Here is a 20,219-nt window from a genome sequence, read left to right on the forward strand (position 1 = left end):
CGGGGTCCCCACATGTCCGACACCTACCCTCCGGGCCCTGCCGGCCCGGTCGAGCCGGGTGCCCAGCCCCCGGTCCCGCCCGCCTACGCGCCGGCGTACGGCCAGCCGGCGTACCCCCAGCCCTCGACGGGTGCGCCGGAGTACCTCGAGGCCGGCGGCGGCTCGCCGCTGCCTCCGGACACCCCGGTCGCGGCGGCGGGTGGCGGTGGTCGTCGGCGCGGCCTGATGATCGGTGGCGGCGTCGCCGCCCTCGCGGTCGTCGGCGTGGGCGCGTGGGCGGCGGCGCAGTTCTTCGCGACCGGCGCGCAGCCGGCGGAGGCGCTGCCGGCGAGCACGATCGGCTACGCCAGCATCGACCTCGACCCGAGCGGCGGCCAGAAGATCGAGGCGCTGCGCACGCTCAACAAGTTCCCGGCGTTCAAGGACGAGATCGGCCTCGACGCCAACGACGACGTGCGCCAGAAGATCTTCGAGGAGCTCGACTTCCCGGAGGACTGCAAGATCTTCTACGCCGAGGACATCGAGCCCTGGCTCGGTGACCGCTTCGCGGTGGCGGCGGTCGACACCGGCCAGGACGCCCCCGAGATCGTGGGCGTGATCCAGGTCAAGGACGAGAAGGAGGCCGACGCCGGCCTCACCAAGCTGCGCGACTGCGGCAACGGCGGCACCAGCGAGTCGTCCGGCGGCTGGGTCATCAACGACGGGTGGGCCATCGTCGCGGAGGACCAGGAGGGCGCGCAGGCGGTGGCCGACGCGACCGCGAAGGGCACGCTGGCCGACGACGCGGACTTCAAGGACATCACCGCGCGGGCCGGCTCGGCGGGCATCGTCTCGATGTACGCCGCCCCGGCCGCGGGGCAGTACCTCGCCGACAGCATGGGCGGCGTCGGCGGTCTCGCCGGTGAGCTCGAGCAGGGCCTGACCGGCGGCGACATGCTCGGCGGCGGCGAGGAGCTCCAGCCGCAGGACGGCAGCAACCCGATGGCCGACGCGCTGAAGAACTTCAAGGGGATGGCCGTCTCGGTGCGCTTCTCCGACGGCGCGCTGGAGATCGAGTCCGCGGGCGACACCGGGCTGCTGCCCAAGTCGCTGTACGGCACGGACCGCGGCGCCGACGTCGTGGAGACGCTGCCGACGGCCACGGCCGCGGCGATCGGCGTCGGCTTCGAGCCCGGCTGGCTCACCGACGTCGTGGACCAGTTCTCCGCGTTCGGCGGCGGCATGACCACCGACGAGCTGTTCCAGGAGGCGTCCGACGCCACCGGCCTGGACGTGCCGGCGGACATCGAGACCCTGCTGGGCGAGTCCGCGGCGCTGTCGTTCGGCTCGGACTTCGACCCGGAGGCGTTCTTCAACTCCGGCGACGCCAGCGACCTCCCCATCACGTTGAAGGTGAAGGGCGACGAGGCGGCGGCCCGCAAGGTGCTCGACAAGATCCTGGCCCAGGACCCCGAGGCCGGGAAGTACTTCGCCCTCGACAGCGACGCCGGGTACTTCGCGATCGGGCCCGACGAGGACCACCGCACCGCCGTGCTCGGCCGCGGCGACCTCGGCAACAACGAGGTCTACCGGGACGTCATCCGCGAGTCCGACAAGGCCAGCGCCTTGCTGTACGTCAACTTCGACGTCGGCGACGACTGGCTGGTCCGGCTGGCCGGCGACGACCAGTCGGTGAAGGAGAACCTCCAGCCGCTGGCCGGGTTCGGCATCACCGCCTGGCAGGACGACGACTGGACCCACTCGGTCATGAGGCTCACGACCGACAAGTAGCCCGCCTCAGCGGCTGATGTCGGCCACGATCGCCCCGGTCACCTCCACGAGGTCGGCCGGGGCGATCCCCACGTCCAGGCCGCGACGTCCCGCGGACACGTACACCACGTCGTACAGCTCCGCGGTCTCGTCGACCACCGTGCGGTGCGTCTTGCGCTGGCCGACGGGGGAGATGCCGCCGGTGACGTAGCCGGTGGCCCGCTCGGCGGCCCTCGGGTCGGCCGTCGACGCCCTGCTGCCGCCGAGAGCACGCGCGAGCGCCTTGAGGTCGAGCTTGGTGGAGACCGGCACCACCGCGACGACCAGGGAGCCGTCGAGATCGGCGAGCAGCGTCTTGAAGACCTGGTCGGGATCGAGGCCGAGGGCGTCGGCGGCCTCCAGCCCGTACGAGGTCGCGCGCGGGTCGTGGTCGTACTCGTGCAGCGTGTGCGCGATCCCCGCCCGGGTCAGCGCGACGACGGCCGGGGTCAATTGGGGGACCAGCGGGTGCGCGCGACCTCGGTGGCCGGCAGCGACGGGATCACGTTCATGGCCCGCAGCTCGGCGCGCAGCAGGTCGGTGACCATCGCCAGCCGCACGCCGGCGTCCTCGGCCTCCAGCAGCGCCTGCCGCTCGTGCAGGGGGAGCGGGGCGACGGCGGCGAGGGTCCACGAGAGGTACGCCGGGTCCTGGGGCAGCGGGTGCGGGTACGGGTCGTCACGGAAGTCGGACAGCACGACGCGGTAGGCCGTGAAAGTCGCGACCGCGCGCTCCACCACCTCCGCGGGCACCTCGCTCGGCACCTCGGGACGGGGCTCGACCTGGCCGACCGGGTACGCGCCGGAGATGTCGAGGTGCTCCAGCGAGATGCGTTCCATGCCCACCGCGACCAGGCTGAACGTGCCGTCGGCGTGCGACTCGACGTCGGTCATCTTGACCCGGCACCCGATCCGGAACAGCGACTGCGCGCCGTGCTCGCCGACCTCGTAGCCCTCGCGGATGCCGACGCTGCCGAAGTACCGCTCCTCGGGGTCGGCCCGCAGCAGGTGGTGCACGAGCGCGCGGTAGCGGTCCTCGAAGACGGTGAGCGGCACGCTGACACCCGGGAACAGCACGGCGTTCAGCGGGAACATCGGCAGCGTGGTCGCCACGCTCCGAACCTACCCCGGTGGGCGTCCACGGCAGCGCACCGACGCCGGTTGGCATGGCTCGCGCTCCTAGACTCGGGTGCCATGATGCGGCGGATCGACCTGCGTGGCGGCACCACGCCGGATTCCGGCCCCGTCGACTACCGCGCGGCCGTCCCGCGCGCGGAGGTCGACGTGGAGGCCGCGCTGCATGCCGTCCGCCCCATCTGCGAGGCCGTCCGCACCCGCGGCGTCGAGGCCATCGCGGAGCTCAGCCAGCGCTTCGACGGCGTCGCTCCCGAGGACATCCGGGTGCCCGCGAGCGCGCTGGCCGATGCCTTGGAGACGCTCGACCCCGACGTCCGTGCCGGGCTGGAGGAGTCCATCCGCCGGCTGCGCACGTCCTGCGAGGCCGAGCGCGAGCGGGACACCGTCACGACGTACGGCCGTGCCGGTGGCGCCACCGTGACGCACCGGATGGTCCCCGTGGGCCGCGTCGGGCTGTACGTGCCCGGCGGCGTCGCCCCCCTCGTCTCCAGCGTCGTGATGAACGTCGTCCCGGCCCAGGTCGCCGGCGTCGGCTCGATCGCGCTGACCTCCTCGCCGCAGAAGGACCACGGCGGGCTGCCGCACCCGACGATCCTGGCGGCGTGCGCGCTGCTCGGGGTCGAGGAGGTGTACGCCGTCGGCGGCGCCCAGGCGATCGCCATGTTCGCCTACGGCGCCGGCCCCTGCGAGCGGGTCGACCTGGTCACCGGACCGGGCTCGATCCACACCGTCGCGGCCAAGCGGCTGCTCAAGGGCGTCATCGGCATCGACTCCGAGGCCGGGCCGACCGAGATCGCGGTGCTGGCCGACGACACCGCCGACGCGGCGTACGTCGCCGCCGACCTGATCAGCCAGGCCGAGCACGACGTGCTGGCCGCGAGCGTCCTGGTCACCCCGAGCGAGCGGCTGGCCGACGACGTCGAGGCCGAGCTGGAGAAGCAGGTCTTCGCGACGCGGCACAGCGACCGCATCCGGACGGCCCTGTCGGCCGTGCAGTCCGCGATCGTCCTGGTCGACGACCTCGAGCAGGGGCTCGCGGTGGTGGACGCGTACGCCGCGGAGCACCTGGAGATCCAGACCGAGGACGCCGCCGCGTGGGCCGCGCGGGTGCGCAACGCGGGTGCGGTCTTCGTGGGCTCCTTCGCGCCGGTGTCGCTGGGCGACTACTGCGCCGGCTCCAACCACGTGCTGCCCACGGGCGGCTGCGCCTGCCACTCCTCGGGGCTCTCGGTGCGCGCGTTCCTGAAGTCGGTGCACGTCGTCGAGTACGACCGCGACGCCCTCGGCGAGGTCGCCGACCACGTGGTCGCCCTGGCCGAGGCCGAGGACCTGCCCGCGCACGGCGCGGCGGTCCGCGTGCGGCTGGTCACCGAGCCGGGGTCATGAGGTTCCCGCCGCTGCGCGAGGAGCTCGTCGGCCTCGCGCCGTACGGCGCACCGCAGCTCGACGTGCCGGTGACGCTGAACGTCAACGAGAACCCGTACCCGCCCTCGGCCGCCGTCGTCGAGGACATCGCGGCGTCGGTCGCCGCGGCGGCGGCCGGCCTGAACCGGTACCCCGACCGCGAGTTCACCGAGCTCCGCGTCGCCCTGGCGGCGTACCTCTCCGCAGACAGCTCCCACGTCGTCACACCGGAGCAGGTCTGGGCGGCCAACGGCTCGAACGAGGTGATGCTGCACCTGCTCCAGGCCTTCGGCGGGCCGGGGAGGACCGCGCTGAGCTTCGCGCCGACGTACTCGATGTACCCGGAGTACGCCCGCGACACCGGCACGGCCTGGGTCGCCGGCCGGCGCGAGCAGGACTTCGCCCTCGACCCGGTGCACGCGCGCGACCTCGTGCTCGAGCACCGGCCGAGCGTCGTGCTGCTGCCGTCGCCGAACAACCCGACCGGGACGGCACTGCCCCTGGACGTCGTGGCGGCGCTCTGCGAGGCCGCCGCCGGCCCGGACATCGGCGGGCTGGTGGTCGTCGACGAGGCGTACGCCGAGTTCCGCCGCGCCGGCACGCCGAGCGCGCTGGAGCTGCTGCCGTCGCTGCGCAACCTGGTCGTCACCCGGACGATGAGCAAGGCGTTCGCGTTCGCCGGCGCGCGGCTGGGGTACTTCGCGGCCGCGCCCGAGATCGGCGACGCGGTCCGCGTCGTCCGCCTGCCGTACCACCTCAGCGCCGTCACCCAGGCGGCGGCGCTGGCCGCGCTGCGGCACGCCGACGAGCTGCTCGCGCGCGTCGCCGACCTGCGCGAGGAGCGCGACGCGCTCGCGGCGTGGCTGGCCGAGCAAGGGCTCGAGGTCGCGGCGAGCGACGCCAACTTCGTGTTGTTCGGGAGGTACGCCGACCGGCACGCCGTATGGCAGGGCCTGCTCGACCGCGGCGTGCTGATCCGGGAGACCGGACCGGACGGGTGGCTGCGCGTCTCGGTCGGCACGCCCGCGGAGATGGCAGCATTCAGGGACGCACTGACGGATGTCGGTGCGGCAGTGATGGAGGAGACGCGATGACACGCACCGCGGTGGTGGACCGGGAGACCAAGGAGTCCAAGGTCCACGTCGAGGTCGACCTCGACGGGTCGGGCCGGTCGGACGTGTCCACCGGCGTCGGGTTCTACGACCACATGATCACGGCGTTCGCCCGGCACGCGCTGGTGGACCTCGTCGTGCACACCAACGGCGACACCCACGTCGACGCGCACCACACCGTCGAGGACACCGCGATCGTGCTCGGCGACGCGCTGCGCGAGGCGCTGGGCGACAAGGCCGGCATCCGGCGCTTCGGCGACGCGACCGTGCCGCTGGACGAGGCGTTGGTGCAGGCGGTCGTGGACGTCTCGGGGCGCCCGTACTGCGTGCACACCGGCGAGCCGGACGCCCAGGCCTACGTCCTGATCGGTGACCAGTACCTCGGCTCGCTGACCCGCCACGTCTTCGAGACGCTCGCCTTCCACGCGCAGCTCGCGCTGCACGTGCGGGTGCTGTCCGGCCGCGACCCGCACCACCTGGTCGAGGCGCAGTTCAAGGCGTTCGCGCGTGCGTTCCGCGACGCCGTCGCGATCGACCCGCGCGAGCAGGGCGTGCCCTCGACCAAGGGCACTCTCTGATCGCATGAGGTCCGTGGTGGTGCTCGACTACGGGTCGGGCAACGTGCGCTCCGCCGTGCGCGCGCTCGAACGCGCCGGGGCCTCGGTGACGCTGACGGCCGACCGGCAGGCGGCGCAGGAGGCCGACGGCCTGGTGGTGCCCGGAGTCGGTGCGTTCGCCGCCTGCATGGCCGGGTTGCGCGCCGTACGCGGCCACGAGGTCATCGGACGGCGGCTGGCCGGTGGCCGCCCGGTGCTGGGCATCTGCGTGGGCATGCAGGTGCTGTTCGAGCGCGGCGTGGAGCACGGCGTCGAGACCGCCGGCTGCGACGAGTGGCCGGGCACGGTCGAGCGGCTGCAGGCGCCGGTGGTCCCGCACATGGGCTGGAACACCGTCGACGTGCCGGAGGGGTCCGTCCTCTTCGACGGCGTCGCGGGGGAGCGGTTCTACTTCGTGCACTCGTACGCCGCCCGGCGGTGGGAGCTGGTCACCAACGACCGCACCCGCGCGCCGCTGGTCACCTGGGCCGAGCACGGCGGGGACCGGTTCGTGGCGGCGGTCGAGAACGGTCCCTTGTCGGCGACGCAGTTCCACCCGGAGAAGTCCGGCGACGCCGGGGCGGCGCTGCTGAGCAACTGGGTGGGCACCCTGTGAGCCCCCGATGAGCAAGGAGCGGGCCCAACGGCGGGCCGAGCGTGAGCGCGAGGCGGCGGTGAAGGCCGCCGCCCGGGCTCGCGAGGCCGAGAGGCGAGCCCGCGCCGCCGCCCGCAAGCGGGCCGTCACGCGGTGGCTGCCCCGGGCCCGGTTGCTGCCCGGCGAGCTGGCCGCGCGTCGCCGTCGCGAGATGGCGGCCACGATCGCGCTCCTGCTCGCGCTCAACATCCTGGTCTGGATCGTCCGGCCGGACTGGGAGTCCCGCCTCGGGGCCGCGGTCGTCAGCGTGCTCGTGTTCCCCGTCCTCCTGCTCTTCGTCCGGAAGGGCTGAGCGGTCGAGTTGCGCCTCCGGTACCGCCGAATTGCGCCTCCGGTCGTACCGGAGGCGCAGCTGGACGGTGTCGGAGGCGCAGCTCGGCGTTGAAATAGGGTGAGGTCGTGTCGACGTACCTGGAGCTGCTCCCCGCGGTGGACATCGCCGGCGGGCAGGCCGTGCAGCTCGTCCAGGGGGTGGCCGGGTCGGAGAAGCGGTTCGGCGACCCCGTCGAGGCCGCCCTGCGCTGGCAGGAGGCGGGCGCGGAGTGGATCCACCTGGTCGACCTCGACGCGGCGTTTGGGCGCGGCCACAACCGCGAGCTCCAGGCCGAGATCGTCGGCCGGCTCGACATCCGGGTCGAGATGAGCGGCGGCATCCGCGACGACGCGTCGCTGGAGGCGGCGATGGCGACCGGTTGTCGGCGGGTGAACATCGGTACGGCGGCCCTCGAGACCCCGCAGTGGTGTGCGCAGGCGATAGCGACCTGGGGCGACCGGGTGGCCGTCGGGCTCGACGTACGCGGCCGGACCCTCGCCGCGCGCGGCTGGACCCGCGAGGGTGGCGACCTCTACGACGTGCTGGGTCGGCTGGACGACGAGGGCTGCGCGAGGTACGTCGTCACCGACGTCGCCAAGGACGGCATGCTGCAGGGTCCCAACCTCCAGCTGCTGAAGGACGTGTGCGCGGCCACCGACCGGCCCGTCGTGGCCAGCGGTGGCATCACCGAGCTGGCCGACCTCGAGGCGCTGATGGGCCTGGTGGGTGAGGGCGTCGAAGGGGCGATCATCGGGACCGCGCTCTACGAGGGGCGGTTCACGCTGACCGACGCGCTGGAGCTGACCCGACCGTGAGCCTCGCGATCCGGGTCATCCCGTGCCTCGACGTCGACAACGGCCGCGTCGTCAAGGGGGTCAACTTCGAGAACCTGCGCGACGCCGGGGACCCGGTCGAGCTGGCCGCGCTGTACGACCGCGAAGGCGCCGACGAGCTGACGTTCCTCGACATCTCGGCCTCCCACGAGGGCCGCGCGACCACGCTGGAGATGGTCAACCGGACCGCCGAGCAGGTGTTCATCCCGCTCACCGTCGGCGGCGGCATCTCCAGCACCGACGACGTCGACACCCTGCTCCGCGCGGGGGCCGACAAGATCGCGGTCAACACCGCCGCCATCCACCGCCCCGAGCTGGTCGCCGAGATCGCCGACCGCTTCGGCAACCAGGTGCTGGTCCTCTCTGTCGACGCCCGTCGCGTCGCGACGGGGACCGACTCCGGCTTCGAGGTGACCACCCACGGGGGCCGCAAGTCCGCCGGGCTGGATGCCGTCGCGTGGGCCCAGCAGGCCTGCGACCTGGGTGCCGGCGAGATCCTGCTCAACGCGATGGACGCCGACGGCACCCGCGAGGGCTTCGACCTCGAGCTGATCGCGGCCGTGCGCCGGGAGGTCACGGTGCCCGTGATCGCCTCAGGCGGGGCGGGAGCGGCCGAGCACTTCCCGCCCGCCGTCGACGCGGGCGCGGACGCCGTCCTGGCCGCCAGCGTGTTCCACTTCGGCACGCTGTCGATCGGCGAGGTGAAGCGGGCGCTCGAGGCCGCCGGCCACCCGGTGCGCTGACGCCGTACTTCGGCGTCGTTCCTGCCTGTTCGGCGTCGTTGCAACGACGCCGAACGTCCGGGACACCCGCTCGAGCGGGTGTCCCGACCTCGGGTGATCCTCAGAAGGTGCCCAGGTCCGCGCGACGTACCTTCGCCACGCGCTCCTCCGGACCGTCGAAGGCGATCTCGCGCACCTCGTCGCGCCCGTGCAGGAACATCACCAGCTCACCGACCGGACCACGTACCTCGACCGCGCCGCTGCCGGGCAGCAGCCGGGTCGTCTGGTCGGTGTCGGTGCGCCGGACCACGACGGGCACCCCGGTCGAGCGCACGAGCGCGGGACCCTGGGAGCGCAGCGCCTTCCAGAGCGTGTCGGCGGCGTCCTCGGACAGGGTCCGCCGCCGCCAGCCGGGCTGCGCCCGCCGGATGTCCTCGTGGTGCACGAAGAGCTCCAGCGTGTTGAACGCAGCGTCGGCGGGCGGCAGCGCGGAGAAGGAGAGGCGGTTGTTGCGGAAGCGCTCGACCAGGCGGTCGAACGGTTGTCGCTTCAGCCTCGCCATCTCCTTCTCCGTCAGTCCGGACAGCGGGGAGAGGGCGATCCCCAGCGCCCCCAGCACGCTGCTCTCTCGGACGAGCAGGTGGCACATCAGGTCCTTCACGTCCCACCCCACGCACAAGGTCCGGGCCTTCGGCCCGACGCTCTGTGCGGTGTCGCACAGAGCCTGCCGCTCCCTGCGCACGAAATCCGCGCGCAGCGGTGGCAACCCCGGCATGACCCAAGCCTAGGGACCCACCCTCGGCCGCGCAGCGACCACCCTCCCAGGACTGGACCGTTGCCGGCCCCGGCGGATCGACGCGTCAGGATTCCGGAGGTGTCTGCGTCAGGGAATAGCCTCGACGGGCCGGTCGGTTGGGGCTGGTGGCGACGACGGAGGCAGACGTGAGCGAGGGGGCGACGACCCGCGAGGGGTTCGGCGTTCTCTGGGTCGCCATCAAGCGCGAGCGCGGCATCTTCGCCCTGTCGACGTTGGGCAGCGTGCTGTTCGGCGCGCTGACCGTCGCGGACGCCTGGGTGCTGGGCTGGGCCACCGACCACGTCGTGCTGCCGGCGTTCCGCGACGGCGAGATCGGCAGTGGCCTGCTCGTCGCGGTCGTCGCGCTGTTCCTCGGGGTGGCGATCCTGCGGGCGGTCGGCATCGTCGCGCGCCGGCTCGGTGCCGGCATCATGCAGTACCGCATGCAGGCCCACTACCGCCGCGACGTGACCCGTCAGTACCTCCGCCTCCCCATGGAGTGGCACCAGCGCCACCCGACGGGCCAGCTCCTCTCCAACGCCAACTCCGACGTCGAGGCGGCATGGGGGCCGATCGCGCCCCTGCCGATGGCGGTCGGCACGGTCGCCATGATGGTGATCGCCGTCGCCCAGATGCTGCTGTCCGACCTGGTGCTCGCGCTCGTCGGCCTGCTCGTCTTCCCGGCCGTGGTGGCTGCGAACCTCTTCTACCAACGGCTCGCCTCGCCGCTGATGACGCGGGCCCAGCAGCTGCGTGCCGAGGTCAGTGAGATCGCGCACGAGTCCTTCGACGGCGCGATGGTCGTCAAGACCCTCGGCCGCGAGGCGGAGGAGACCCGGCGCTTCGCGGCCAAGGCCGAGGAGCTGCGCGACGTCAACATCCGCGCCGGCCGCATCCGGGCGGCGTTCGACCCCGCCCTCGCGGCCCTGCCGAACCTCGGCGTGCTGCTCGTCCTCGCCGTCGGCGTCGAGCGCGTGCTCAACGGCCAGTCGGTGGCCGGCGACGTCGTCACCGTCGCCTACCTGCTCACCATCGTCTCCTTCCCGATCCGCTCCATCGGCTGGCTGCTGGGCGAGTTCCCGCGCAGCGTCGTCGGGTTCCGTCGCGTCTCGGCGGTCCTCGAGGCCACCGGCGAGATGCCGTACGGCGCCCGCTCGCTGCCGCGGTCGGGCCACGGTGCGCTCCTCGAGCTGGAGCACGTCGGCTACGCCTACGACCCCGAGCAGCCGGTGCTCCAGGACGTCACCTTCGCGGTCGAGCCCGGGCGCACGGTCGCGGTCGTCGGCGCCACGGCCGCCGGCAAGAGCACGCTCACCACGCTGCTGACCCGGCTCGTCGACCCCGACCGGGGCGTCATCAGGGTCGACGGCGTGGACCTCCGCGACCTCGCGCAGGGCCGGCTGGCCGAGGTGGTCGCGGTCGTGCCGCAGACCGCGTTCCTCTTCGACGACACCGTCCGCGGCAACGTCACCCTCGGCGCCGACGTCAGCGACGCGGAGGTCTGGGAGGCGCTGCGGGTCGCGCAGGCGGACGGCTTCGTCGCCGCGCTGCCCGACAGCCTGGACACCCGCCTGGGGGAGCGAGGTACGTCGCTGTCGGGCGGGCAGCGCCAGCGCATCTCCCTGGCCCGCGCCCTGGTGCGTCACCCCCGGTTGCTCGTCCTCGACGACGCGACGTCGGCCGTCGACCCCGAGGTCGAGGCCAGGATCCTCGGCGCGCTGAGGGCCGGTGCCGCGGACTCCACCCTCGTCGTGGTGGCCTACCGCAAGGCGACCATCGGGCTGGCCGACGAGGTCGTGCACCTCGAGGACGGCCGGATCGTCGCGCGCGGCACCCACGAGGAGCTGCTCGCCACCCGCCCGTCGTACGCCCGGCTGGTCAACGCCTACGAGCAGCACGCCGCCGAGCAGCACGAGCCGGTCGAGGCGGGTGACGCCTCGTGAGCGCCACCCAGATGGACACCGGCGAGGACATCGGCGCCCTCGACACCATCCGCCGCGGCATGGCGTTCTCGCCCGAGCTGACCGAGGGCATCCGGTTCACGCTGTTCCTCGCCGTGCTGGCCTCGGTCGGCCAGGTCGTGGTGCCCGTCGCCGTGCAGCAGACCCTCGACCACGGGATCCACGGCAAGGGCGGCCCGAACGTCGGCTTCACCGTCGCGATGGGGCTGCTCGCCGCGCTGGCGATCGCGGTGACCAGCTTCGCGTCGTACCTGATGACCTCGCGCCTGTTCACCTCCTCCGAGCGGGGCCTGGCGACGCTGCGGATCAAGGCGTTCCGGCACGTCCACGACCTCCCGCTCCTGACGCAGAACACCGAGCGCCGTGGCGCCCTGGTCTCGCGGGTGACCAGCGACGTCGACCAGGTCAGCCAGTTCCTGGTGTTCGGCGGCCTGCTGTTCATCGTCAGCATCGGCCAGGTCCTCGTCGCGACCGTCGTGATGCTCATCTACTCCTGGCAGCTGGCGATCGTGGTGTGGGTGGCCTTCGCGCCGCTGTTCCTCTCGCTGCGGTACTTCCAGCGCAAGCTGTCCGCGGCCTACAGCACCGTCCGTCGCCAGGTCGGCGTGATGCTGTCGGCGATCTCCGAGCCGGTGGTCGGGGCGGCGGTCGTCCGCTCGTACGCCGTCGAGGAACGCACCCAGGACCGCATCGACGCCGCCATCGACGAGTACAAGGCCGCCAGCACGCGGGCGCAGGGCTTCACGGCGTTCTCGTTCTCCCTCGGCGGGGTCTCGGCCGGACTGGCCAACGCCGGCGTGATCGTGATCGGCGTGCTGCTCGGGTTCGCCGGCGACATCTCGTCCGGCGAGGTGCTGGCGTTCGCGTTCCTGGTGTCGCTGTTCGTCGGCCCGGTGCAGATGGGCACCCAGATCCTCACCGACGCCCAGAACGCCATCGCCGGCTGGCGACGGGTGATCGGCATCCTCGAGACGCCGGCCGACCTCGTCGACCCCGGGCCGGACGGGAAGGTGCTGCCCCGTGGGCCGGTCGACGTGCGCTTCGACCACGTCGACTTCGCCTACCCCGACGGGCCGCTGGTGCTCCGCGACGTCGACCTGGAGATCGCCGCCGGGACCCGCGTGGCCATCGTGGGTGAGACGGGGTCGGGCAAGTCGACCTTCGCCAAGCTGCTGACCCGGCTGATGGACCCGGGGTCCGGGGCGGTGCTGCTGGACGAAGTCGACCTGCGCGAGGTCTCCCAGCGGTCGCTGCGGCAGAGCGTCGTGCTGGTGCCGCAGGAGGGCTTCCTGTTCGACGACACCCTGGCCGAGAACCTCCGCTACGGCGAGCTCACGGCCACCGACGAGTACCTCCTGTTCGCCGTGGACGCCCTCGGCCTCGCCGACTGGCTGGCCGGCCTGCCGCGCGGCCTCCAGACCCGCGTCGGCCAGCGGGGCGAGTCGCTGTCCGCGGGGGAGCGGCAGCTCGTGGCGCTGGTCCGCGCCCAGCTCGCCGACCCCGACCTGCTCGTCCTCGACGAGGCCACGTCGGCCGTCGACCCGCAGCTCGAGATGCGCATCGGGCTCGCCCTGGAGCGGCTGATGCGTGGCCGCACCTCGGTCACCATCGCGCACCGCCTCTCGACCGCCGAGAAGGCCGACGAGGTCGTCGTCGTCGACCGCGGTCGCATCGTCCAGCGCGGCCCGCACGCCGAGCTCGTCCTCCAGGAGGGCAGCGTGTACGCCGGCCTGCACGCCTCCTGGGTCGCGCAGCAAGGCTCCTCCCCGGCCTGATACGGCCCCTTCGGGCTCACCATTGGGCACGAACGCCACCTGAGAGCGCTTCCACGTTGGCGTTTGGGACCAAACGCCACTGCCGACGGCCCCCCACACCCTCGGCATACTTCTCGACGTGACTGCCCTGGACCCCGCCATCGCCGACCGTCTCAAGCGGTCGGCCGACGGCCTGGTGCCGGCGGTCGTCCAGCAGCACGACACCGGCGAGGTGCTGATGCTCGGGTGGATGGACGACGAGGCGCTGGCCCGCACCCTGACGACCGGCCGCGCGACGTACTGGAGCCGCAGCCGCCAGGAGTACTGGGTCAAGGGCGAGACCTCGGGCCACCGGCAGTGGGTCAAGGAGGTCCGGCTCGACTGCGACGGCGACACGCTGCTGGTCAAGGTCGACCAGGAGGGCCCGGCCTGCCACACCGGCACCCGGACCTGCTTCGACGCCGACGTGCTCATGGCCGCCCATGGCTGATCGATCGACGGGGCCCCGCCGCACGTTCGCCCCCGTGGTGCTGCTGGGCCTGGCAGCCGGCGGCGCGGCTGCGCTCGCCGGCAGCCGCGCGTGGGCGACGTTCGACCAGCGACCGGACGGTTCGGCCGGGTCGGACGGGTACACCTCGTCGCTGGGCGTGAGCCTGTCGCGACTGCCCGAGGCGCCGCTCGTCACGGCGCTGGCCCTGGTCGCGCTGGCCTGCTGGGGCGTCCTGCTCGTGACGCGGCGCCGCTTCCGTCGCGCGGTCGCCGTCCTCGGCCTCGTCGCCTCCCTGGGGACGCTGGCCGCCGCCGTCGTGGCGTTCGCGACCGTGCCGGACGACCTCCGCGAGTCCTTCTCCGCCCTCGGTGCGTCCGTGGACGTCGGTCGCCCCGCGTGGCCGTACCTGGGGGTCGTCGCCGCGCTGGTCTCGGTCGGCGCGACGGCTGCGGCGGTCAGGCTCGTGCCGGGCTGGCCCGAGATGGGCAGCCGCTACGACGCCCCCGGTTCGGCGCCTCCGCCGCGCGACGAGACCAGCCTGGACCTGTGGCGCGCCATGGACGACGGGCGCGACCCCACCCTCCCGCCCGAGCGGCGTACCGACCCCTAGACTGTCGCCCGACCGACCACGCGCGACTCGATCAGGAGCCCCAGATGGCCCACCACGGCAACACGCCCGCAGCCTGGACCGCCGTGACGGTGGCAATGGTCGGGTTCGTCGTCGGCGGCATCGCCCTGATGCTCGACCCGGTGAGCATGCCCCTCTTCTGGATCGGCGTGGCGATCGGCATCGCCTCCCTCGTGGTCTTCGTGGTGATGGCCAAGATGGGGATGAACGACTAGCCATCTCGTCCGGGCGGACGCCGTCCGGGGCGCGTTGTCCCGGGATGAGAGGCTTGTCCGCATGTCCGTGCTCGACGAGATCATCGTCGGCGTCCGCGACGATCTCGCCCGCCGCCGGGCGGACGTCCCCGAGGCCGACCTGCGCTCCGCGCTCGCCGACGCGCCCGCGCCGCGCGACCCGATGCCCGGTTTCCGCGACCCGGACGTGAGCGTGATCGCCGAGGTCAAGCGGCGCAGCCCGAGCAAGGGCGACCTGGCCGACATCCCGGACCCGGCCGCGCTGGCCACGGCGTACGCCGCCGGCGGAGCGGCCGCGATCAGCGTGCTCACCGAGCAGCGCCGGTTCGGTGGCAGCCTGGACGACCTGCGGGCCGTCCGCGCGGCCGTGGACACCCCGCTGCTGCGCAAGGACTTCATCGTCGAGGAGTACCAGCTGCTCGAGGCGCGCGCGGCCGGCGCGGACCTCGCGCTCCTGATCGTGGCCGCGCTGGACGACGACGACCTGGGCCGCCTGCACGACCGGGCCCGCGAGCTCGGCCTCACGGTGCTGGTCGAGGTGCACGACGAGCCGGAGACCGAGCGCGCGCTGGACCTCGGCGCCGAGCTCATCGGCGTCAACGCCCGCAACCTGCGCACGCTCGACGTCGACGACGCGACGTTCGGCAAGCTCGCCCCGCTGGTCCCCGAGGACCGGGTGCTCGTCGCCGAGTCGGGCATCACCGGCCCGGCCGACGTCACGGCGTACGTCGCCCAGGGCGCCCGCGTCGTGCTCGTGGGCGAGGCCCTCGTGCGCGACGGCGACCCCGAGGCCGCGGTGCGAGCGATGAGGGAGGCCGGACGATGAGCGAGCTGGGGAGCACGTGGGACGCCGACGACCAGGGCTGGTTCGGCGACTTCGGCGGCCGGTTCATGCCCGAGGCGCTGGTGGCCGCGCTCGACGAGCTGACCGTCGCCTGGCAGGAGGCGATGGCGGACCCGGTGTTCGTGGCCGAGTTCGACACGATCCTGCGCGAGTACGCCGGGGTGCCGTCGCTGCTGTACGACGCCACCCGCCTCACCGAGCACGTCGGCGGCGCGCGGATCCTGCTCAAGCGCGAGGACCTCAACCACACCGGCGCCCACAAGATCCGCAACGTGCTCGGCCAGGCCCTGCTGACCAAGCGGATGGGCAAGACCCGCGTGATCGCCGAGACCGGCGCCGGCCAGCACGGCGTGGCGAGCGCGACCGCCGCGGCGTACTTCGGCCTCGACTGCACGGTGTACATGGGCTCGGTCGACACGAAGCGCCAGGCGCTGAACGTCGCCCGGATGGAGCTGCTCGGCGCGAAGGTGGTCCCGGTCGACTCCGGCAGCGCCACGCTGAAGGACGCCATCAACGAGGCGCTGCGCGACTGGGTCGCCAGCGTCGGCCACACGGCGTACCTCTTCGGCACGGCCGCCGGCCCGCACCCGTTCCCGAGCATGGTCCGCGACTTCACGCGCGGCATCGGCGACGAGGCGCGCGCGCAGTGCCTGGAGCTCACCGGCCGGCTGCCCGACGCGATCGCCGCGTGCGTGGGCGGCGGGTCCAACGCGATCGGCCTGTTCACGGCGTTCCTCGACGACGCGGACGTGCGGATCCTCGGCTACGAGGCCGGCGGCGACGGGGTCGAGACCGGGCGGCACGCGGCGACCATCGCCGGCGGCGACAGCGGCGTGCTGCACGGTGCGCGCACGTTCGTGCTCCAGGACGAGGACGGGCAGACCATCGAGTCGCACTCGATCTCGGCCGGCCTCGACTACCCGGGCGTGGGGCCGCAGCACGCGCACCTGGCGAAGTCCGGCCGCGCGGAGTACCTGCCGATCACCGACCGCCGGGCCATGGACGCGCTCGCGCTCCTCGCTCGCACCGAGGGCATCATCTGCGCCGTGGAGTCCGCGCACGCGCTGGCCGGCGCGGTCGACGTCGCCCGCGACCTCGGACCGTCCGGGCTGGTGCTGGTGAACCTCTCCGGCCGCGGCGACAAGGACATGGAGACCGCGATCGACTGGTTCGGCCTGGGAGGGGGTCGGTGAGCGGCACCGCCATGGCGTTCGAGAAGGCCAGGGCGGACGGTCGCGCCGCGCTCGTCGGGTACCTCCCCGCCGGCTTCCCCGACGTGGACGGCGGCATCGACGCCCTGAAGGTCCTCGTCGACTCCGGCTGCGACGTGATCGAGGTCGGACTGCCCTACAGCGACCCGGTCATGGACGGCCCGACGATCCAGGCGGCGGCCCAGCGCGCTCTCGAGGGCGGTGTGCGGATCCGCGACGTGTTCCGCACCGTGGAGGCCGTGGCCGCCACCGGTACGCCGACCGTCGTGATGACCTACTGGAACCCCGTCGAGCGGTACGGCGTGACCCGCTTCGCCACCGACCTCGCATCGGCCGGAGGCGCCGGGCTGATCACACCCGACATCACGCCCGACAGCCGCACCGAGTGGCCGGTCGTGGCCGACCAGCTCGACCTGGACAAGGTCTTCCTGGTCGCCCCGTCGTCCACCGACGCGCGGATCGCGATGACCACCGCCGCCTGCCGCGGCTTCGTCTACGCCACCGCCGTGATGGGCGTGACCGGCACGCGGGCCACGACCAGCGAGCTGGCCGCGCCGCTGGTGGAGCGCACCAAGGCGACCACCGACCTGCCGGTCGCGGTCGGGCTCGGCGTGAGCACCGGTGACCAGGCGGCCGAGGTGGCGTCGTACGCCGACGGGGTCATCGTGGGCAGCGCCTTCGTGCGGACGCTCCTGGACGCCCCGGGCGACCTCCACGCGCTGGCCGCGCTGACGGCGGACCTCGCCGACGGGGTCCGGCGTGGGCGGTAGCCGCCGGATGCTCCACCGTCCCCTGGCCGGTCTCCTGCTGCCGCTGGCACTGCTGCTGGGCGCCTGCGGGGGCAGCGGGGACGAGCAGCTGACCGGCGCGGTCCTCGACCAGCCGTACGCCGTGCCGGACACCGCGCTGACCGACACCGACGGCGCGGCGTACTCGCTCGCCGCCGACACGGACAAGCGCCTGACCCTGGTCTTCTTCGGCTACACGCACTGCCCCGACATCTGCCAGGTGGTGATGGCGACGCTGGCCAGCGCGGTGACGCGGCTCGACGACGCCGACCGCGACAACGTCGACGTCGTGTTCGTGACCACCGACCCGGAGCGGGACACCGCGACCGTGCTGCGCGGGTACCTCGACCACATCGACCCCGACTTCGTCGGGCTGACGGGGCCGCTGGCGGACGTCGTCAGTGTGGCGGACGGCCTGCACATCGGCGTCGAGCAGGGCGAGAAGCTGCCGAGCGGCGGGTACGACATCACCCACGGCACCTCGGTCCTCGGCATCGACGGCAAGGACCAGGTGCCTATCGTGTGGAGCCAGGAGACCTCCGCCACCCAGTACGCCGCCGACATCCACCAGCTGCTCTCGTAGGACGACTCGATGCTCTCGCTGCTGCCCCACCTCTCGGCCGACCTGGCTCTCCTCTCGATCCCGAGCCCGAGCGAGGGCGTGTGGCACCTGGGTCCGGTGCCGATCCGCGGCTACGCGCTGTCGATCATCGCGGGCATCATCGCCGCCATCTGGATCGGCGAGCGACGCTGGGTCGCGCGGGGCGGCCGGTCCGGCGAGGTCTCCGACGTCGCGGTCTGGGCGGTGCCGTTCGGCGTGGTCGGCGGCCGGATCTACCACGTGATCACCGACCACGACCTGTACTTCGGCGACGGCAAGCACCCCATCGAGGCGCTGTACGTCTGGCGCGGCGGCCTCGGCGTCTGGGGCGCGATCGCCCTCGGCGCGGTCGGCGTGATCATCGGCGCCAAGCTGCGCGGCATCAAGGTGCTGCCGATGGTGGACGCGCTGGCGCCCGGCGTCCTGGTCGCGCAGGCGCTCGGTCGGTGGGGCAACTGGTTCAACCAGGAGCTGTTCGGCAAGCCGACCGACCTGCCGTGGGGCCTGCAGATCGACCCGGAGTTCCGCCCGCCGGGGTACGAGGACTACGCGACCTTCCACCCGACCTTCCTCTACGAGTTCCTCTGGTGCCTGCTCGCCTTCGCGGTGATCCTCTGGCTCGACCGGCGTTACCAGCTCGGCCACGGCCGGGTGCTCGCCCTGTACGTCATGGGCTACACCCTCGGCCGCTTCTGGATCGAGCTGCTTCGCATCGACACCGTGGAGCTGAACAACGTCCTGGGCCTCCGGTTCAACGCCTGGACCTCGATCGTGCTGTTCCTCGGCGCCGCGGCGTACTTCGTGTACGCCGGCCGCAAGGGTTACACCCGCGAGACGTCGGTGTACGTCGAGGGGCGCGGCTCCGACGCCGGGACGCGCAGCGAGGGCTCGCAGGCCACCTCGGACCCCGATTCGTCTGCGGTCTGACCTGGTCTCCCCGGTGGCCGTCGACAGACGAATCGGGATCGTCAGTCGGCCCGGCCCTCCTCGACCGCTTCCTGGTATCGCCTCACCATCGTGACCCACACCGCGATGGCCCGGTCGTCGACGGCCTGCCGGCTGGTCCCGGGCCAGTCGGCGTACATGAGCGCGGCGTCGTCCGGGTGGTGCTGGGTGACCCATCCGGCGAGTGGCCGCCACATCCGGGCCGCGAAGCCGTCGGGTCCGCCGGTCACGGTCAGGGCTCCCTCGACGATCGCTCCGTCGTCGATCGTGAGCCTGAACGAGTCCGTGAAGGGTCCCCGCCCCAGTCGCCGGGAACCGAAGCCGTCGTAGTCGAAGGTGCAGACGACGGTGGTCGGTCCCTCGGCCGTGCAGGGCCCCGGGTCGTAGGTGAACCCGGTGGCCCGCAGCCAGCGCGCCTGTTCGTTCATCCAGGCCTCGTCGCGTTCGACACCCCAGATCTCGAGGTGTGCACCCGGGGCGAGGTACCCGTCGGCCGCGCCCACGTCGAACGACGTGAAAGCGTCGAGGAACCTCGTCGCCACGAGGGTGGGCGAGGGCTCCGGTTTCCCGGCGGGCGATGGGGTGTTCGACGGGCCGTCCCCCAGCGTGCCGGCCACCACCGCGGCCAGCGCCAAGGAGGCGGCCACCGCCAGGACACCAGCCATCCGGACGCGGCTGTGTCGCAGCTGCTCGTCGTCGAGAGCCTGGCGCAGGACGTCGAGCTGCTCGTGGGTGTCGGTGCGCTCCATGGTGTCCTCCGCGTGGTTCCGGAGAACTTCGCCGAGCCGAAGTTCCAGGTCGGTGCTCATGTCTCTGCTCATCGCTCCGGCTCCCAAGTCCTGGCCAGCGCGGCCAGACCGCGGCTGGCGTGCTTCTTCACCGAGCCGTGCGACACGTGGAGGGTCTCGGCGATCTCGGCCTCGCTCTGGTCGACGTAGTAGCGCAGGACGAGAACCTGCCGCTGCCGTGTCGGGAGGGCCCGGATCGCCTGCCACAGGCGGTCGGCCTCGTCGTGCGTGACGGCGTCCTGCTCGGCCGAGGCGCGGCCCTCGGCGACCGGCACCATCCTCGGCAGGACGACGGCGGCGCGGCGCTTGCGGCGCAGGCGGTCCCGCGCGCCGTTCACCACCGCCCTGTTGAGGTACCCGACGGCGGAGCCAGGGTCGCGCAGGTGCCGCCAGCGCCGGTGCAGGCCGACGAAGGCCTCTTGAACCACGTCCTCCGCGGTCGCGCGCTCGTCCACCAGCAGAACGGCCAGCCCGACCAGGCGACGGTGGTGGGCCAGGAACAGGTCCGAGACGGCTTCGGTCCGGCCGAACCTCTCATGTCTGTCCACGGTGCCCGCCTCGAGCTGCTCGCCGACGGCTTCCACGACGGATCAGACGTCCCAGCGTCTCGCAGGTTGACCC

The 20,219-nt window shown here is 72.9% G+C and carries 23 protein-coding genes; 18 read left to right on the forward strand and 5 right to left on the reverse strand.

All coding sequences use genetic code 11. The annotated features are described in order from the left end of the window. Positions 1-12 precede the first annotated feature (12 nt). Complete coding sequence (locus ISU07_RS11925; RefSeq protein WP_194707023.1) at positions 13-1,770, forward strand: DUF3352 domain-containing protein; 1,758 nt, start codon at positions 13-15, stop codon at positions 1,768-1,770. Between the two features lie 6 nt (positions 1,771-1,776). Here the strand turns inward: ISU07_RS11925 and ybaK are convergent, their stop codons facing one another. Beyond that, the gene (gene ybaK, locus ISU07_RS11930) at positions 1,777-2,241 is read right to left on the reverse strand and encodes a Cys-tRNA(Pro) deacylase (RefSeq protein WP_228521750.1); all 465 of its coding nucleotides are present in this window, start codon (positions 2,239-2,241) and stop codon (positions 1,777-1,779) included. Further along, positions 2,238-2,900, reverse strand: coding sequence for an LON peptidase substrate-binding domain-containing protein (locus ISU07_RS11935; RefSeq protein ID WP_194707024.1), 663 nt, complete (start codon positions 2,898-2,900; stop codon positions 2,238-2,240). Before ISU07_RS11935 ends, ybaK begins: the two co-directional genes overlap by 4 nt. Before the next feature lie 81 nt (positions 2,901-2,981). On the opposite strand from ISU07_RS11935, the gene hisD reads away from it, so the two are divergent. From hisD to hisF, 7 genes are all read left to right on the forward strand, one after another. Next, on the forward strand, positions 2,982-4,310 hold the full coding sequence (gene hisD / locus ISU07_RS11940) for a histidinol dehydrogenase (protein WP_194707025.1): 1,329 nt from the start codon (positions 2,982-2,984) through the stop codon (positions 4,308-4,310). Beyond that, positions 4,307-5,422, forward strand: a complete 1,116-nt coding sequence (locus tag ISU07_RS11945; protein WP_194707026.1) for a histidinol-phosphate transaminase — start codon at positions 4,307-4,309, stop codon at positions 5,420-5,422. The genes hisD and ISU07_RS11945 overlap by 4 nt, the downstream gene beginning before the upstream one ends. After that, positions 5,419-6,018, forward strand: a complete 600-nt coding sequence (gene hisB / locus ISU07_RS11950) for an imidazoleglycerol-phosphate dehydratase HisB (protein WP_194707027.1) — start codon at positions 5,419-5,421, stop codon at positions 6,016-6,018. Before ISU07_RS11945 ends, hisB begins: the two co-directional genes overlap by 4 nt. A 4-nt stretch (positions 6,019-6,022) precedes the next feature. Further along, on the forward strand, positions 6,023-6,652 hold the full coding sequence (gene hisH, locus ISU07_RS11955) for an imidazole glycerol phosphate synthase subunit HisH (protein ID WP_194707028.1): 630 nt from the start codon (positions 6,023-6,025) through the stop codon (positions 6,650-6,652). A gap of 7 nt (positions 6,653-6,659) precedes the next feature. Beyond that, positions 6,660-6,983: a hypothetical protein gene (locus tag ISU07_RS11960; protein WP_194707029.1), complete on the forward strand. Its 324-nt coding sequence runs from the start codon at positions 6,660-6,662 to the stop codon at positions 6,981-6,983. A gap of 107 nt (positions 6,984-7,090) precedes the next feature. Beyond that, positions 7,091-7,819 (forward strand): bifunctional 1-(5-phosphoribosyl)-5-((5-phosphoribosylamino)methylideneamino)imidazole-4-carboxamide isomerase/phosphoribosylanthranilate isomerase PriA, encoded by a 729-nt coding sequence (priA, locus tag ISU07_RS11965; protein WP_194707030.1) that lies wholly within the window; start codon positions 7,091-7,093, stop codon positions 7,817-7,819. Beyond that, entirely contained in the window at positions 7,816-8,580 is a 765-nt protein-coding gene (hisF, locus tag ISU07_RS11970; protein ID WP_194707031.1) for an imidazole glycerol phosphate synthase subunit HisF, read from the forward strand. Before priA ends, hisF begins: the two co-directional genes overlap by 4 nt. Before the next feature lie 100 nt (positions 8,581-8,680). Here hisF and ISU07_RS11975 read toward each other — a convergent pair whose 3' ends face one another. Next, on the reverse strand, positions 8,681-9,334 hold the full coding sequence (locus ISU07_RS11975; protein WP_194707032.1) for a TIGR03085 family metal-binding protein: 654 nt from the start codon (positions 9,332-9,334) through the stop codon (positions 8,681-8,683). Positions 9,335-9,501: 167 nt separating this feature from the next. Between ISU07_RS11975 and ISU07_RS11980 the strand changes: the two genes are divergently transcribed. From ISU07_RS11980 to lgt, 10 genes are all read left to right on the forward strand, one after another. Beyond that, a complete protein-coding gene (locus tag ISU07_RS11980; protein WP_194707033.1) occupies positions 9,502-11,298 on the forward strand; it encodes an ABC transporter ATP-binding protein in 1,797 nt (598 codons plus the stop codon). After that, positions 11,295-13,091 carry an ABC transporter ATP-binding protein gene (locus ISU07_RS11985; RefSeq protein ID WP_323742566.1) on the forward strand — a complete coding sequence of 599 codons (1,797 nt, stop codon included), beginning with the start codon at positions 11,295-11,297 and terminating at the stop codon, positions 13,089-13,091. Before ISU07_RS11980 ends, ISU07_RS11985 begins: the two co-directional genes overlap by 4 nt. 118 nt (positions 13,092-13,209) lie before the next feature. Beyond that, a complete protein-coding gene (gene hisI / locus ISU07_RS11990) occupies positions 13,210-13,560 on the forward strand; it encodes a phosphoribosyl-AMP cyclohydrolase (RefSeq protein ID WP_194707034.1) in 351 nt (116 codons plus the stop codon). After that, positions 13,553-14,170, forward strand: coding sequence for a Trp biosynthesis-associated membrane protein (locus tag ISU07_RS11995; protein ID WP_194707035.1), 618 nt, complete (start codon positions 13,553-13,555; stop codon positions 14,168-14,170). The genes hisI and ISU07_RS11995 overlap by 8 nt, the downstream gene beginning before the upstream one ends. 44 nt (positions 14,171-14,214) lie before the next feature. Further along, on the forward strand, positions 14,215-14,403 hold the full coding sequence (locus tag ISU07_RS12000; protein ID WP_194707036.1) for an HGxxPAAW family protein: 189 nt from the start codon (positions 14,215-14,217) through the stop codon (positions 14,401-14,403). Between the two features lie 61 nt (positions 14,404-14,464). Continuing rightward, positions 14,465-15,247 carry an indole-3-glycerol phosphate synthase TrpC gene (gene trpC / locus ISU07_RS12005; RefSeq protein ID WP_194707037.1) on the forward strand — a complete coding sequence of 261 codons (783 nt, stop codon included), beginning with the start codon at positions 14,465-14,467 and terminating at the stop codon, positions 15,245-15,247. Next, the gene (gene trpB / locus ISU07_RS12010; protein WP_194707038.1) at positions 15,244-16,458 is read left to right on the forward strand and encodes a tryptophan synthase subunit beta; all 1,215 of its coding nucleotides are present in this window, start codon (positions 15,244-15,246) and stop codon (positions 16,456-16,458) included. The genes trpC and trpB overlap by 4 nt, the downstream gene beginning before the upstream one ends. Before the next feature lie 11 nt (positions 16,459-16,469). Then, positions 16,470-17,246: a tryptophan synthase subunit alpha gene (gene trpA, locus ISU07_RS12015; RefSeq protein WP_194707123.1), complete on the forward strand. Its 777-nt coding sequence runs from the start codon at positions 16,470-16,472 to the stop codon at positions 17,244-17,246. Positions 17,247-17,253: 7 nt separating this feature from the next. Beyond that, positions 17,254-17,847, forward strand: coding sequence for an SCO family protein (locus tag ISU07_RS12020; RefSeq protein ID WP_194707039.1), 594 nt, complete (start codon positions 17,254-17,256; stop codon positions 17,845-17,847). A 9-nt stretch (positions 17,848-17,856) separates the two neighbouring features. Next, entirely contained in the window at positions 17,857-18,792 is a 936-nt protein-coding gene (gene lgt, locus ISU07_RS12025) for a prolipoprotein diacylglyceryl transferase (protein ID WP_194707040.1), read from the forward strand. A gap of 41 nt (positions 18,793-18,833) precedes the next feature. Here lgt and ISU07_RS12030 read toward each other — a convergent pair whose 3' ends face one another. Continuing rightward, the gene (locus tag ISU07_RS12030; protein WP_194707041.1) at positions 18,834-19,619 is read right to left on the reverse strand and encodes a hypothetical protein; all 786 of its coding nucleotides are present in this window, start codon (positions 19,617-19,619) and stop codon (positions 18,834-18,836) included. Between the two features lie 8 nt (positions 19,620-19,627). Then, positions 19,628-20,146: a SigE family RNA polymerase sigma factor gene (locus tag ISU07_RS12035; protein ID WP_194707042.1), complete on the reverse strand. Its 519-nt coding sequence runs from the start codon at positions 20,144-20,146 to the stop codon at positions 19,628-19,630. Between the last annotated feature and the right edge of the window lie 73 nt (positions 20,147-20,219).

It is taken from the genome of Nocardioides islandensis, assembly GCF_015352455.1.
Taxonomy (GTDB): Bacteria; Actinomycetota; Actinomycetes; order Propionibacteriales; family Nocardioidaceae; genus Nocardioides; species Nocardioides islandensis.

Coding starts and splice junctions, on each gene's coding strand:
- ISU07_RS11995 (WP_194707035.1), top strand. CDS start 13,553: ATGGCTGATCGATCGACGGGGCCCCGCCGCACGTTCGCCCCCGTGGTG.
- hisD (WP_194707025.1), top strand. CDS start 2,982: ATGATGCGGCGGATCGACCTGCGTGGCGGCACCACGCCGGATTCCGGC.
- ISU07_RS11945 (WP_194707026.1), top strand. CDS start 4,307: ATGAGGTTCCCGCCGCTGCGCGAGGAGCTCGTCGGCCTCGCGCCGTAC.
- ISU07_RS12020 (WP_194707039.1), top strand. CDS start 17,254: ATGCTCCACCGTCCCCTGGCCGGTCTCCTGCTGCCGCTGGCACTGCTG.
- lgt (WP_194707040.1), top strand. CDS start 17,857: ATGCTCTCGCTGCTGCCCCACCTCTCGGCCGACCTGGCTCTCCTCTCG.
- ISU07_RS11975 (WP_194707032.1), bottom strand. CDS start 9,334: ATGCCGGGGTTGCCACCGCTGCGCGCGGATTTCGTGCGCAGGGAGCGG.
- ISU07_RS11960 (WP_194707029.1), top strand. CDS start 6,660: ATGAGCAAGGAGCGGGCCCAACGGCGGGCCGAGCGTGAGCGCGAGGCG.
- ISU07_RS11925 (WP_194707023.1), top strand. CDS start 13: ATGTCCGACACCTACCCTCCGGGCCCTGCCGGCCCGGTCGAGCCGGGT.
- trpC (WP_194707037.1), top strand. CDS start 14,465: ATGTCCGTGCTCGACGAGATCATCGTCGGCGTCCGCGACGATCTCGCC.
- trpA (WP_194707123.1), top strand. CDS start 16,470: ATGGCGTTCGAGAAGGCCAGGGCGGACGGTCGCGCCGCGCTCGTCGGG.
- trpB (WP_194707038.1), top strand. CDS start 15,244: ATGAGCGAGCTGGGGAGCACGTGGGACGCCGACGACCAGGGCTGGTTC.
- hisH (WP_194707028.1), top strand. CDS start 6,023: ATGAGGTCCGTGGTGGTGCTCGACTACGGGTCGGGCAACGTGCGCTCC.
- ISU07_RS12000 (WP_194707036.1), top strand. CDS start 14,215: ATGGCCCACCACGGCAACACGCCCGCAGCCTGGACCGCCGTGACGGTG.
- hisB (WP_194707027.1), top strand. CDS start 5,419: ATGACACGCACCGCGGTGGTGGACCGGGAGACCAAGGAGTCCAAGGTC.
- ISU07_RS12030 (WP_194707041.1), bottom strand. CDS start 19,619: ATGAGCACCGACCTGGAACTTCGGCTCGGCGAAGTTCTCCGGAACCAC.